The organism is Thiobacillus sp. 65-1402 (assembly GCF_001897685.1).
Taxonomy (GTDB): Bacteria; Pseudomonadota; Gammaproteobacteria; order Burkholderiales; family Thiobacillaceae; genus Thiobacillus.
This window is the reverse complement of record NZ_MKUG01000114.1, coordinates 1-12,989: the sequence shown is the minus strand read 5'-3', so window position 1 is coordinate 12,989 and position 12,989 is coordinate 1. Positions and strand designations below refer to the sequence as shown.

Genomic DNA, 12,989 nt, shown 5'->3' with positions numbered 1-12,989 from the left:
GTGCCCTAGGGCATGAGCGACCCCGCCAGCCCGTTCAAGGGCAAGACCGGTCTGCGGCGCGTGCTGAACGCGGCGGTTTACTCGTGGGCGGGGCTCGCCGCCGCATTCCGGCACGAGGACGCGTTCCGCCAGGAAGTGTTTCTGGCGCTGCTGCTGATCCCGCTCGCGCTGGTTCTGGGGGAAACGGGCATGGCGCGCGCGCTGATGATCGGTGCGGTGCTGCTGGTGCTGATCGTCGAATTGCTGAATTCGGCGATCGAGGCGGCGGTCGACCGCATTTCCCTGGAACACCACCTGCTCATCAAGCGCGCCAAGGACATGGGCAGCGCGGCGGTGATGATCGCGCTCGTCAACGTCGCGGTCGTGTGGGCGCTGGTGCTGCTGAACTGACGCCAAAACCGGGAATCGCGCCTATATCGTGCCTATTTCATGAATCGCCCTAAAGTTGGCGCGTTCTTGTCCGGAATAGGGGAAGTACTTTCTTTTCTTTGATCGCGTGAAACTCAAATCTGCCTGCCTCCTGCTGGGCCTGTGCCATGCCGGTTCCGCTGCGGCCATCGGGCTGGGCGAAATCGGCGTACGCTCATTCCTCGGGCAGCCCCTGCACGCCACCGTTCCCCTCCTCGACCTGCCGGCCGCCGCAACGGCAGACTGCTTCAGCCTCGAGGCCAGCGTGGGCGGCATCGCGCCGCCACCGCGCGCGCAGCTGAGCATCGAGCAGTCCGCCGGGCAGGCCTTGCTGCACATACGCACCCGCCAGGCAATCAATGATCCCATTGCGCAGTTCGTTCTGGTTTCCGACTGCGAAGCCCGTTTGCAGCGCGATTATGTCGTTTTGCTCGACCCGCCCGTGGCGGTCGCCTCCCCTCTCGACCACGATGCCGCGGCCATGACGCACACGGCCGCGGCCGTTGAAGCGCCTCCGGTCGCGGCCCCGGCGCCGCACCCCGCGCGCGCGCAACGCCGAGTTCAGCGCGCGCCCGCTGTCGCCGCACGGCCGCCTGCCGCCACCGTACGCCAGTCTGCGGCGCCGCGTCCACAGGCGGCACCGGCTGCCGCCGCGCCGCGCCTGGTGCTGTCGGGAAAGCGCGAGGTTCCCCGCGCAGCCGATACTGCCACGCCCCGGCAGGCCGACGCCGGGCCGCCGGATCAGGCGCACACCCATTCCGCAACACTGGACGCCACCGAACTGTCGGACGAAAACACGGCGCTGACCCGCAAGCTCGCGCACCTGGAAGCGCAGCTGGCCGCGCTGCAGCGGCGCCATGCCGAACTCGAGGCCCGCCGCGCCGCAGCCCCCGCCACGGCCGCGCCGCCGCCTCCCGAACGCCCCGCGCAATGGCCGCTGTATCTGCTCGCAATCGGGCTGCTCGGCGGCGGCGTGCTGGCCGCCTGGATGCGCCGGCCCCGCCGCCGCCAGGCCGCGCTTGGCGATGACGCCGCCTGGATGCGGGCGGACACAGGCACGCTGAAAACGCTGTCCGAGATGACGCTCACGCCACCGGCGAAGCCGGAGCCCGCGCCCCAGCGGATGCCGGAGATTGCGCCGCCCCCGCTTGCCGGGGGGACCGAGGTCAAGGAAGACATCCTCGACCAGGCCGAGGTATTCATGGCGCACGGCCACGGCGAGCTCGCAGTTCATCTGTTGCAGGAACACCTGCGCGCGGCACCGGGCGAATCCCCGGTGCCGTGGCTGCTGCTGCTCGACCTGCTGCACCGCGAAGGCGACACGGCAGGCTATACCGCCGCCAGCGCAGAATGCCGCCGCTATTTCAACATCAACCTGACGGGCCACCCGGTTTCCCAGGACAACGAACAGGGCCAGGGCCTGGAGGCCTACCCGCATCTGCTGGAGCAGATGGTGAAGGTATGGAGCACGCCGGATATAGGCGCATTTTTCCATGACCTGATTTACGACAATCGTGGCGGCACGCGGATCGGTTTCGAACCCGGCGCCTACCGCGACATCCTGTTGCTGCGCGAGGTTTCCCAGCAGCGGCCTGCCCTCGCCGCCTGAGCCGAACGCTTCACCAAACCGTCACCCCCGCTTCATCTTCCTGTCGCACGCCGGGCGCATGCTGCGCGCCATGGATGCAGCCGAATTCACCTGCCAGACGCTTCCGTCGCTGCGCCCGCAACTGCGCATTGCGGTGGTGACCGAAACCTACCCGCCCGAAGTCAACGGCGTGGCCATGACGCTGGGCCGGCTGGTCGACGGCCTGCAGGTGCGCAACCACCAGATCCAGCTGATTCGGCCCCGCCAGCACGCCGGCGACCAGCCGCATCCCACCGCCACACTCACCGAACACCTGCAGCGCGGCATCGCGCTGCCGCGTTACGAAGGCCTGAAAATGGGGCTGCCGGCCAAGGCCGCGCTGACCCGGTTATGGACGAAACAGCGACCGGACGTGGTGCAGATCGCCACCGAAGGCCCGCTCGGCTGGTCGGCGCTGGCCGCCGCCAACAAATTGCGGCTGCCGGTCTCGAGCGACTTCCACACCAACTTCCACAGCTACAGCAGCCACTACGGCTTCGGGCTGCTGCGCCGCGCCATCGTCGCCTACCTGCGCAAATTCCATAACAAAGCCGCCGTCACCCTGGTGCCGACCGAGGGCATCCGCCGCGAACTGATGGCGTCGGGCTATGAAAACATCGAGGTCATCGGACGCGGAGTGGACATCAGGCTGTTTCACCCCGGCCGCCGCGACCCGGCCTTGCGCGCGCGCTGGGGCCTGGCGGACGACGAAACCGCGGTGCTTTACGTGGGGCGCTTGGCTGCCGAAAAGAATCTGGCGCTGCTGTTCCGCGCCTTCGACGGCATGCGCCAGGCGCATCCCGCAGCGCGCCTGGTGCTGGTGGGCGACGGTCCGGAGCGCGCGTTCTGGCAAGCCAAACGCCCCGACGCCATTTTTTGCGGCACCCGGATCGGCGAGGCACTGGCCGCGCATTACGCATCGGCCGACGTGTTCCTGTTTCCCAGCCTGACCGAGACCTGGGGCAACGTGACGATCGAGGCGATGGCATCCGGCCTTGCGGTGGTGGCCTACGACTGCGCCGCCGCCGAGGAAGTCATTTGCCACGGCGAGAACGGTCTCAAGGCGCCGCCCGAAGACGAGGACGCATTCGTCGCCCAGGCCGTGGCGCTGGCCCCGGCCCGTGCGCTGCAACGCCGCCTCGGCACGGCAGCCGCCGCGCAGGCGGCGCAATTGTCGTGGGACGCCATCGTCGACAGCTTCGAGCGGGTGCTGCTACGCCTCGCCCACCCCCAGCCCGCAGCCGCCCCGCCACCCGGCTGGCCGTCCGCCGCCCCCACCCGTTAGCCAGGAGCCCGCCATGCAGCGCCGTCTGAGTCTGGTTGCCCATCATGGCCTGAATCGGCTGGCCGCCCGCGAACATGCGTGGCTGGAACGCCTCAACGGCGTGCGCCGGCCGGGGTGGGAGGTCGGCCTGCTGCGGCTCGCCAGCCGCCTCGGCGACGGCGTGTTCTGGTATGCGCTGATGCTGGCGCTGCTCGTCCGGCATGGCGGGGACGCGCTGCCGGCCGTGCTGCACATGATCGTTGCCGGCCTCGCCGGCACGCTGCTCTACAAGTGGCTGAAAGGCGCCACCGAACGCCCGCGGCCGTATCAGGCCTGCCCGTCGATCTGCTGCCTGACCGCGCCGCTCGACCGTTTCAGCTTCCCTTCCGGCCACACCCTGCACGCGGTGGTGTTCAGCCTCGTCGCCACCGCGTATTACCCGGCTCTGGGATGGCTGGTATGGCCGTTCACCGCGCTGGTCGCGCTGTCGCGCCTAGTGCTGGGGCTGCATTATGTGAGCGATGTACTGGTCGGCGCGCTGCTGGGCGCCTCGGTCGCCATGCTGGCGCTGGCGCTTTGAACGCGTGACGTGAAGCGGCCGCCCCGCGTGGCGGGCGGCCGGAATGACGCCGTGGACTGGCTCAGTCCTTCAGGTCGAAGCGATCGGCGTTCATCACCTTCGTCCATGCCGCGACGAAATCGTGCACGAACTTCTCGCGGCTATCGTCCTGCGCATAGACTTCGGCGTAGGCGCGCAGGATCGAGTTGGAGCCGAACACCAGATCGACGCGGGTCGCCGTCCATTTGACCTGCCCGGTCTTGCGGTCGAGAAGCTCGTACAGGTTGTTGCCCGCCGGCTTCCACACCTTGGACATATCGGTCAGGTTGACGAAGAAGTCGTTCGTCAAGGCGCCTGCGCGATCGGTGAACACGCCGTGCCGGGTGCCGCCGTGGTTGGTGCCCAGCACGCGCATGCCGCCCACCAGCACCGTCATCTCGGGCGCGGTCAGGCCCATCAGCTGGGTACGATCGAGCAGCAATTCCTCGGCGCTGACAACGTAATCCTTCTTCAGCCAGTTGCGATAGCCGTCGGCCATTGGTTCTAGCACCGCGAAGGACTCGACGTCGGTCATCTCCAGGCTGGCGTCGCCGCGGCCCGGCGCGAAGGGCACGCTGACCTCCACCCCCGCGGCCCTGGCCGCCTGCTCGACGCCGACATTGCCGGCGAGCACGATGACGTCCGCGACGCTCGCGCCGGTCTCGGCGGCGATCTTTTCATACGCCGCCAGCGCCTTGGCCAGGCGTGCGGGCTCGTTGCCTTCCCAGTCCTTCTGCGGCGCGAGGCGGATGCGCGCGCCGTTGGCGCCGCCGCGCATGTCGGAGCCGCGGAAGGTGCGCGCGCTGTCCCACGCCGTCGCCACCATCTCGCTGACCGAGAGGCCGCTGGCGGCGATCTTCGCCTTCACCGCAGCGACGTCGTAGTCGGCGCGGCCGACGGGCACCGGGTCCTGCCAGATCAGGTCTTCCTGCGGCACGTCCGGGCCGAAGTAGCGGGCCTTCGGCCCCATGTCGCGGTGGGTCAACTTGAACCAGGCGCGCGCGAAGACTTCCGACAAGTAGGCCGGATCCTTGTGGAAGCGCTCCGCGATCTTGCGGTACTCGGGGTCGAACCTGATCGCCATGTCGGCGTCGGTCATGATCGGCTTGCAGCGGATCGACGGATCCTCGACGTCGACCGGCATGTCTTCTTCCCTGATGTTGACCGGTTCCCACTGCCAGGCGCCGGCCGGCGATTTCTGCAGCCACCAGTCGTAACCCAGCAGGAGCTTGAAGTAGCCGTCGTCCCACTGCGTGGGGTGGGTGGTCCAGGCGCCCTCGATGCCGCTGGTCACGGTGTCGCGACCGATGCCGCGCGTGGTGTGGTTCATCCAGCCGAGGCCCTGCTCCTCGAGGTCCGCGCCTTCGGGGGCGGGACCGAGATTCGCGGCGCTGCCGTTGCCGTGCGTCTTGCCGACGGTGTGGCCGCCGGCGGTCAGGGCGACGGTTTCTTCGTCGTTCATCGCCATGCGGGCGAAGGTCACGCGCACGTCGTGCGCCGTCTTGAGCGGATCGGGCTTGCCGTCGACGCCTTGCGGGTTGACGTAGATCAGGCCCATCATCACGGCGGCGAGCGGGTTTTCCAGATCGCGCTCGCCGGAATAGCGGCTGCCCTGGCTGCCGCTGGGCGCGAGCCATTCCTTCTCGGAGCCCCAGTAAATGTCCTTCTCGGGATGCCAGATGTCCTCGCGGCCGAAGCCGAAGCCGAAGGTCTTCAGGCCCATCGACTCGTAGGCCATGGTGCCGGCGTAGGCGATGAGGTCGGCCCAGGAGAGCTTGTTGCCGTACTTCTTCTTGATCGGCCACAACAGGCGCCGCGCCTTGTCGAGGTTGGCGTTGTCGGGCCAGGAGTTGAGCGGCGCGAAGCGCTGGTTGCCGGTGCCCGCGCCGCCGCGGCCGTCGGCGATGCGGTAGCTGCCGGCCGCGTGCCACGACAGGCGGATCATCAGGCCGCCGTAATGGCCCCAATCCGCGGGCCACCAGTCCTGGCTGTCGGTCATCAGCGTCTTGAGATCCTGCTTCAGCGCCGCGACGTCGAGCTTCTTCAGCTCTTCGCGATAGTTGAAGTCCTTGCCGAGCGGGTTGGTCTTGCTGTCGTGCTGGTGCAGGATGTCGAGGTTCAGGGCCTTGGGCCACCATTCCGTGTTCGATATCGCGCGCGTGGTGGCCCCGCCATGCATCACGGGACATTTGCCGGAAGATTTCACATTCGTGTCTGCCATCGTCATCTCCGATCGTGGTTGGGTAAGGGTGCAGCTGCATGCATCGCGCATGAGAAAGACAGGCGTGGCCCGGCGCTTCAAGGCAGCGCGCTTTCTCCAACAATAGCTCAGGCCAACAGCTGTGACGCCGTATGGCGCCGCGCGTGCCGATGACTTTTCTGAATCGGCGTCGTTGCCGTTTTCAATTCGCCGCCGGACGCGCTGCCTTCAGGCGGCGCGGCGCCCTATCGGCTGCGTCTCGGTCTCGAACAAATCGCCCGGCAACGGCATCCGGCACGCCACCAGTTCCGGCGCATGGGCGGCGACGCGCTGGCGCGCCGCCGCCGGCGGGCAATCCGCCAGCCAGGCGGGCGCTTCGCCGGCCAGCACGCGGTTCATCTGCGGCAGCCGGGCGGTGACCTCGCGAATGTAGTAATCGAAACGTGCCGACAGCTTGCGGTCGAACACGCGCCCCATCCCGTGCAGCATGCCGGGCAGACGGCTGTGTCGCAGCAGGGTTTCGGCGCCGGCCAGTTGTTTGATCGCGCGGCGGCTGGCGGCGGCGCCGCAGGCGAAATTGTGCGCCACATAATCGACCAGCCAGTCGTCCGCCTGCAGCAGGGCGGCGGGCGGACGGAACAGCTGCCGCGCGACATGGCGGTCCATCGCCCATTCCGAGGCGGCATGCGTCAGCATCGGCACATCCCACCACAGGTGCTCGTGCGCCGGCACGAAGTGGTTGTGCGCGACGATGTCGACCCACAGATGGCTCATCGCACCAACCGCGCAGGCGCGCGATTCGTCGTCGTGCGCCGCCTCCAGCAGGGCATGCGCGGTTTCCCAGCGATGGCTCATGTCGAATGCCCGGGTGCGCGCGGTGGGCCCCACCAGCGCCAGATCGGGCAGGCAGGCGCCCGCCATCAGACGCTGCGGGAATTGCCGCACTGCGCGGCGTATCGCAGGATCGAGCAGCGGCACCGCCCACACCAGCAGCTGCGCGAAATACACATGCGTGTACAGCCCCCATGCCAGCGCATCCCCCGCAAACAGGGCAGCGGGAACCGACCACAGGAATGCGGTGCGTCTCGTGTTCATGCGCGCAGCATGGCCGTGCCGCATGACCCTGCGCGGTCGGCTGCGTGAATCTTCCGTGAAACCCGGCAGGGCCGGCCTGCGTATAATCCCGGCTGTCGTTTTCAACCCACAGCGCCACGCGAACCCCCACCCATCATGCGTACCCTCATCTGCGGCTCCCTCGCCTTCGATTCCATCATGGTGTTCCAGGATCACTTCAAGCATCACATCCTGCCCGACAAGATCCACATGCTGAACGTGTCGTTTCTGGTGCCCGAGATGCGGCGCGAGTTCGGCGGCTGTGCCGGAAACATCGCCTACAACCTGAAGCTGCTGGGCGGCGAGCCGGTGATCATGGCGACCGTAGGCGACGATTTCGGCGTCTATGCGGATCGCCTCGACGCGCTGGGCATTTCGCGCGAAGCCATCCGCCGCATGGCGGGCAGCTATACCGCACAGGCCTTCATCACCACCGATCTGGCCGACAACCAGATCACCGCGTTCCATCCCGGCGCGATGAATTTCGCGCATGAAAATGATGCCTCGAAAACGCGCGACATCGGGCTCGGCATCGTCTCGCCCGACGGCCGCGACGGCATGCTGAACCACTGCCGCCAGTTTCACGCAGCGGGAATTCCATTCGTGTTCGACCCCGGCCAGGGCATGCCGCTGTTTTCCGGCGGCGAACTGCTGGAGATGGTCGAGCGCGCCGATTACGTGACGCTCAACGATTACGAAGCCGAGCTGCTGCAGGCGCGCACCGAATTGTCGCTCGACGCCCTGGCCGCCAAGGTGAAATGCCTGGTCGTGACGCGCGGCGAAGCCGGCTCGCATTTTTATGCCGGCGGCCGGCGGATCGACATTCCCGTGGTCCCGGCCCGCGCGGTGGTCGACCCCACCGGCTGCGGCGACGCCTTCCGCGCCGGCCTGCTCTACGGCATCGCCCATGGCTGGGACTGGGAAACCACCGGCCAGCTGGCAAGCGTCATGGGTTCGCTCAAGATCGAGCAACGCGGCGGACAGAACCACAAACCCGCGCGCGCGGAGATCGCCGAACGGCTCAAGACCACGTTCGGCAAGACGCTCTAGGCGGCGGCACGCCGCGGCACCGGAATCCCGCGGTGCCCGCTTCGCCTACAATGGAAGTGCGTTCAACAGTGGAGAAATCGTCATGCAAAAACCATCCCGAATCGCAGCCTCTGTCATGCTTTCTGCGGCCATTGCCGTGCTCGGCGGCTGCGCCAGCGGCACCGGCGGCAAGGATTACAGTCGCGAGCAGGCCCGCACCGTGCAGGAAGTGCAGATGGGCGTGGTGGAGTCGGTGCGCGAAGTGAGTGTCGAAGGCACCAAGACGCCGATAGGCGCGGGGGCCGGCGCGGTGGTCGGCGGTGTGGCGGGGAGCACGGTCGGCGGCGGCAAGGGCAGCATCGTTGGCGCGACGGTCGGCGCGGTGCTGGGCGGCCTCGGCGGCGCGGCCACGGAAGAGGCGGTGACCCGCCAGAAAGGCGTGGAAATCACCGTCAAGCTCGACTCCGGACGGCTGATCGCCATCACCCAGGCGGCGGACGAGGTGTTTCGGGTCGGCGACCGCGTGCGCGTGCTGTCGGGCGGAGGAACGACGCGCGTGTCGCATTGACGCCGGCCGGCGCGGCGGGCTTGCCGGTCATCGTTTCGCAACCTGAACGTCACGCCGGGTTAACCGCGGCTCTCTAAGCTGGGCGCATTCCGTCAACGGGAGCGCTCAATGCTCGATGTCCGCACCAATGTTCAAGCCACCCCCGCCGGCCGCTACCACGTGTCACTGGCAGTCGACGACAACGAAATCCGCGAGGCGCAGCGCCTGCGCTACAAGGTGTTTGCCGAAGAAATGGGCGCGCACCTGGCGTCCGTCCTGCCGGGACACGATATCGATCTGTACGATCCGTTCTGCGACCACCTGCTGGTGCGCGAACTCGCCAGCGGCGAAGTCGTCGGCACCTATCGCATCCTGCCCCCCGAAGCCGCCAAGCGCGTCGGCAGCTATTATTCCGAACAGGAATTCGACCTCGCCCGGCTGGGCTTCCTGCGGCCGCGCATGGCCGAACTGGGGCGTTCGTGCGTGCACCCGGCGCATCGCAGCGGCGCCGTGATCGCCCGCTTGTGGATGGGACTGGCCGACTACATGACGCGCTACGGTTATGAAACCATCGTCGGCTGCGCCAGCGTCGGCATGGCCGACGGCGGCCACATCGCGGCGAGCGTGCATCGCCAGCTGGCCGCACGCCATCTCGCGCCGATCGAGTGGCGCGTCACCCCGCGCACCCGCCTGCCGGTCGAATCGCTCGACGATGGCAGGAATGCCGCGCTGCCGCCGCTGATCAAGGGCTACACCCGGCTCGGCGCGATGATCTGCGGGGAGCCGGCCTGGGATCCCGACTTCAACACCGCCGATCTGCTGATGCTGCTGCCGATGGCGCAGCTCAACCGCAGTTATGCCCGCCGCCTCATCGTTTGAGTCTTACAATGCACGGGTGAGTCCTGCCCGCCTCCCTCCCCTCCTTCGCCGTCCCATCCGCATCGGCCTGCTGGGGCTTCATCTGGTATGGGGCGTGACGCTGGCCGGACTGGTGTTTCCGCTGCTCGGCCCGGCGCAACGCGACCGCCGCATCATGGCCTGGTCGCGGCGCCTGCTCCGCGTGCTGGGGGTGCAGGCGCGCACGACCGCAGCCCCCGGCCTGCCGGGTGGCGCGCTGCTGGTATGCAACCACGTCTCGTGGCTGGACATTTACCTGATCTACGCTGCCCAGCGGGTGCACTTCGTCTCCAAGGCCGAGGTGCGCTCGTGGCCGGTGGCCGGCTGGCTGGCGCACAAGACCGGCACCCTGTTCATCGAACGCGGCCGCCGCGCCGACACCGCGCGCATCAACAGCGAAATGCGCGCGCTGATGGAGGGCGGCGCCTGGGTGGCGGTGTTCCCCGAAGGCACCACCAGCGACGGACGCGGGCTGCGGCGCTTCATGCCGTCGCTGCTGCAGCCGGCGGTCGAACTGAACTGTCCGATCGTGCCGGCCGCCCTGCGTTACCGCACGCTGGACAACGACTACAGCGCCGCGCCCGCGTACATCGACGACATCAGCATGTGGCAAAGCCTGAAACGGATCGTCGGCGAACCCGGCCTCATCGCCGAGCTTTGCTTCGGCGAGCCGATCCCGCCGAACGGCCACCGGCGCGAGTTGGCCGCGCAGGCGGAAGCGGCCACCGCCAGGCTTCTGGGCACGGCCCCCGCAAGCGCAGCGGCGGCGGACACGCAGCTTACGGACGGCCGGGGCGCTGCAGCTGCGGACACGGCACCGCAAACGCCTGGCGGTCCTCCAGCCTGACCGCGGCCAGCTTACCGCCCCACAGGCAGCCGGTATCCAGCGCGATCAGGCCGGGCCGGTTGACCAGCCCGAGCGTCGACCAGTGGCCGAACACCAGCGTCGCCGCCGCGCTCTGCCGCCCCGGCACCTCGAACCACGGCACCCAGCCGGCCGGCTGGGTGCCGGGCGCCCCCTTGTGGTGGAATTCCATCTCGCCCGCCGGCGTGCAGTAGCGCAGCCGGGTGAAGGCGTTGACGATCACCCGCAGCCGCTCGACGCCCTGCAAATCCTCATCCCAGGCCACCGGCGCGTTGCCGTACATCTGCGCGAAGAAATCGCGGTAATGCGCGCCCTGCAACGCGGCTTCGGCTTCGGCCGCCCGCTGCATCGTATCGTCCAGCGACCAGCCCGGCAGCACGCCCGCATGCACCATCAGGAAATCGCCTTCGCGCCAGGCCAGTTTGCGCTGGCGCAGCCAGAGCAGCAGCTCGTCGCGGTCGGGCGCCGCCAGAACCGCGTCGAGCGTGTCGCCCTTGTGCGCGCGGCCGTAGCCTTCGGCCAGCGCCAGCAGGTGCAGGTCGTGATTGCCGAGCACGCTGATGGCGGCGTTTCCCAGGTTTTTGACGAAGCGCAACACCGCCAGCGAATCCGGCCCGCGGTTGACCAGGTCGCCGACCAGCCACAGCCGGTCGGCTGCCGGGTCGAATTTCACTTCATCGAGCAAACGCAAAAGGGACGTTTGGCATCCCTGAGGATCGCCAATGGCATAGGTGGACATATAAAATACGCTTTGAAAGTTTGTACGCTGTGTTGACCCGCATCATAGCGCTCCCGCCTGAACCTCTTGTGACGCCTGCGCCATGAAACCCCTGATCCGCCTGTTTTTCAAAACCCTGCGCGCCATCCTCGGCCCGTTCCTGCTGCTGGGCGACTGGCTCACCCGCCCCAAGGGCGTCGTGCGTCCGCCCGCGGCCCAGCACGCCATCGATGCGAGGACGCGGAACCTGGCTTTGTACCACTACCCCACCTGCCCGTTCTGCCTCAAGACCCGGCGCACGATACGGCGGCTGTCGCTCGACATCGAGCTGCGCGACGCCAAAAACGATGCGGCGCACCGTTCTGCCCTGATCGCAGGCGGCGGCAAGCCGCAGGTGCCCTGCCTGCTGATCACCGACGATCAGGGCAAGCAGACCTGGCTGTACGAGTCGGACGACATCAATGCCTGGCTGAACCGCGAATTCGGCGACATGCCTGCCGCATGAGCCTGCTTGCCGCGTTGAATCCGCCGCAGCGCGAGGCGGCGAAATACCTCGACGGCCCGCTCTTGGTGCTGGCCGGCGCCGGCTCGGGCAAGACCCGGGTGATCACCCACAAGATCGCCTACCTGATCGGGGAATGCGGCTACAAGCCGGGCTCGATCGCCGCCATCACCTTCACCAACAAGGCCGCGCGCGAGATGGCCGAGCGCGCCGCCAAGCTCACCCAGGGCGTCAACACCAAGGGCCTGATCGTCACCACCTTCCACTCGATGGGCCTGAGGATGCTGCGCGAGGACGCGAAATTCGCCGAGCTGAAGCCGGCGTTCTCGATCCTCGACTCGGCCGACGCCGCCGGCATCGTCTCGGAAATCATCAAGACCACCGACAAGCAGGAAATCCGCCGCGCGGTGTCGCGCATTTCCTTGTGGAAGAACGAGCTGAAGTCGCCCGCCGCCGCGCTCGCCACCGCCGAGGACGACAACGCGCGCGCCTACGCCAAGATCTACGACCGCTACGACGCCACCCTGCGCGCCTATCAGGCAGTGGATTTCGACGACCTGATCCGCCTGCCGGCCGAGCTGCTCGACACTCACGCCGAACTGCGCGAGAAATGGCAGAACCGCCTGCGCCACATCCTGGTCGACGAATACCAGGACACCAACGTCGCGCAGTACCGCCTGCTGCAGAAGCTCACCGGCGTGCGCGCGGCGTTCACCGCAGTCGGCGACGACGACCAGGCGATCTACGGATGGCGCGGCGCCTCGGCCGACAACCTGCGCCAGCTGAACGAGGACTACCCGCACCTGCACGTGGTCAAGCTGGAGCAGAACTACCGCTCGAGCGTGCGCATCCTCAAGGCCGCCAACAGCCTCATCGCCAACAACCCCAAGCTGTTCGAGAAGCGCCTGTGGAGCGACCTCGGCCTGGGTGACGCGATCCAGGTGATGCCGACCAAGGACGACGAGCACGAGGCCGAATCGGTGGTGATGCGCCTCCTGTCGCACAAGTTCCAGCACCGCACCGAATGGCGCGACTACGCCATCCTCTACCGCGGCAACTACCAGGCGCGCATCTTCGAGCAGGCGCTGAGGAACGAGAAGGTGCCCTACCAGCTGTCGGGCGGGCAGTCGTTCTTCGACCGCGCCGAAATCAAGGACGTGATTGCCTATCTGCGCCTGATCGCCAACAGCGACGACGATCCGGCCTTCATCCGCGCCGTCA

At 67.7% G+C, this 12,989-nt stretch carries 13 protein-coding genes; 10 read left to right on the top strand and 3 right to left on the bottom strand.

Annotated elements, in window-relative coordinates; genetic code table 11:
* Positions 1-12: 12 nt before the first annotated feature.
* The 4 genes from BGO62_RS09470 (at position 13) to BGO62_RS09455 (ending at position 3,879) form a co-directional block, all read left to right on the top strand.
* Entirely contained in the window at positions 13-390 is a 378-nt protein-coding gene (locus tag BGO62_RS09470; RefSeq protein ID WP_296641705.1) for a diacylglycerol kinase, read from the top strand.
* A gap of 106 nt (positions 391-496) precedes the next feature.
* Entirely contained in the window at positions 497-2,017 is a 1,521-nt protein-coding gene (locus BGO62_RS09465) for a hypothetical protein (RefSeq protein ID WP_296641702.1), read from the top strand.
* Positions 2,018-2,075: 58 nt separating this feature from the next.
* Positions 2,076-3,320: a glycosyltransferase family 1 protein gene (locus tag BGO62_RS09460; RefSeq protein ID WP_296641700.1), complete on the top strand. Its 1,245-nt coding sequence runs from the start codon at positions 2,076-2,078 to the stop codon at positions 3,318-3,320.
* Positions 3,321-3,333: 13 nt separating this feature from the next.
* Complete coding sequence (locus BGO62_RS09455; protein WP_296641698.1) at positions 3,334-3,879, top strand: phosphatase PAP2 family protein; 546 nt, start codon at positions 3,334-3,336, stop codon at positions 3,877-3,879.
* Between the two features lie 61 nt (positions 3,880-3,940).
* On the opposite strand, the gene katG is transcribed toward BGO62_RS09455, so the two are convergent.
* Positions 3,941-6,118, bottom strand: coding sequence for a catalase/peroxidase HPI (gene katG / locus BGO62_RS09450; RefSeq protein WP_296641696.1), 2,178 nt, complete (start codon positions 6,116-6,118; stop codon positions 3,941-3,943).
* Positions 6,119-6,325: 207 nt separating this feature from the next.
* A complete protein-coding gene (locus tag BGO62_RS09445; protein WP_296641695.1) occupies positions 6,326-7,192 on the bottom strand; it encodes a zinc dependent phospholipase C family protein in 867 nt (288 codons plus the stop codon).
* A gap of 135 nt (positions 7,193-7,327) precedes the next feature.
* Here BGO62_RS09445 and BGO62_RS09440 point away from each other — a divergent pair, with 135 nt between their 5' ends.
* From BGO62_RS09440 to BGO62_RS09425, 4 genes are all read left to right on the top strand, one after another.
* A complete protein-coding gene (locus BGO62_RS09440; protein ID WP_296641692.1) occupies positions 7,328-8,260 on the top strand; it encodes a carbohydrate kinase family protein in 933 nt (310 codons plus the stop codon).
* Between the two features lie 115 nt (positions 8,261-8,375).
* Positions 8,376-8,807 carry a hypothetical protein gene (locus BGO62_RS09435; protein ID WP_296641688.1) on the top strand — a complete coding sequence of 144 codons (432 nt, stop codon included), beginning with the start codon at positions 8,376-8,378 and terminating at the stop codon, positions 8,805-8,807.
* Positions 8,808-8,915: 108 nt separating this feature from the next.
* The gene (locus tag BGO62_RS09430; protein ID WP_296641685.1) at positions 8,916-9,665 is read left to right on the top strand and encodes a GNAT family N-acyltransferase; all 750 of its coding nucleotides are present in this window, start codon (positions 8,916-8,918) and stop codon (positions 9,663-9,665) included.
* A 16-nt stretch (positions 9,666-9,681) separates the two neighbouring features.
* Entirely contained in the window at positions 9,682-10,530 is an 849-nt protein-coding gene (locus BGO62_RS09425; protein ID WP_296641683.1) for a lysophospholipid acyltransferase family protein, read from the top strand.
* Here the strand turns inward: BGO62_RS09425 and BGO62_RS09420 are convergent.
* On the bottom strand, positions 10,463-11,287 hold the full coding sequence (locus BGO62_RS09420) for a symmetrical bis(5'-nucleosyl)-tetraphosphatase (RefSeq protein WP_296641681.1): 825 nt from the start codon (positions 11,285-11,287) through the stop codon (positions 10,463-10,465). The two genes, BGO62_RS09425 and BGO62_RS09420, sit on opposite strands and share 68 nt — an antisense overlap.
* A gap of 82 nt (positions 11,288-11,369) precedes the next feature.
* Here BGO62_RS09420 and BGO62_RS09415 point away from each other — a divergent pair, with 82 nt between their 5' ends.
* Positions 11,370-11,771: a glutaredoxin gene (locus BGO62_RS09415; RefSeq protein ID WP_296641680.1), complete on the top strand. Its 402-nt coding sequence runs from the start codon at positions 11,370-11,372 to the stop codon at positions 11,769-11,771.
* On the top strand, positions 11,768-12,989 hold a 1,222-nt coding region (locus BGO62_RS09410), incomplete at its 3' end, for a UvrD-helicase domain-containing protein (protein ID WP_296641678.1). The genes BGO62_RS09415 and BGO62_RS09410, both read left to right, overlap by 4 nt.

Coding starts and splice junctions, on each gene's coding strand:
- BGO62_RS09470 (WP_296641705.1), top strand. CDS start 13: ATGAGCGACCCCGCCAGCCCGTTCAAGGGCAAGACCGGTCTGCGGCGC.
- BGO62_RS09460 (WP_296641700.1), top strand. CDS start 2,076: ATGCTGCGCGCCATGGATGCAGCCGAATTCACCTGCCAGACGCTTCCG.
- BGO62_RS09455 (WP_296641698.1), top strand. CDS start 3,334: ATGCAGCGCCGTCTGAGTCTGGTTGCCCATCATGGCCTGAATCGGCTG.
- katG (WP_296641696.1), bottom strand. CDS start 6,118: ATGGCAGACACGAATGTGAAATCTTCCGGCAAATGTCCCGTGATGCAT.
- BGO62_RS09445 (WP_296641695.1), bottom strand. CDS start 7,192: ATGAACACGAGACGCACCGCATTCCTGTGGTCGGTTCCCGCTGCCCTG.
- BGO62_RS09440 (WP_296641692.1), top strand. CDS start 7,328: ATGCGTACCCTCATCTGCGGCTCCCTCGCCTTCGATTCCATCATGGTG.
- BGO62_RS09435 (WP_296641688.1), top strand. CDS start 8,376: ATGCTTTCTGCGGCCATTGCCGTGCTCGGCGGCTGCGCCAGCGGCACC.
- BGO62_RS09430 (WP_296641685.1), top strand. CDS start 8,916: ATGCTCGATGTCCGCACCAATGTTCAAGCCACCCCCGCCGGCCGCTAC.
- BGO62_RS09420 (WP_296641681.1), bottom strand. CDS start 11,287: ATGTCCACCTATGCCATTGGCGATCCTCAGGGATGCCAAACGTCCCTT.
- BGO62_RS09415 (WP_296641680.1), top strand. CDS start 11,370: ATGAAACCCCTGATCCGCCTGTTTTTCAAAACCCTGCGCGCCATCCTC.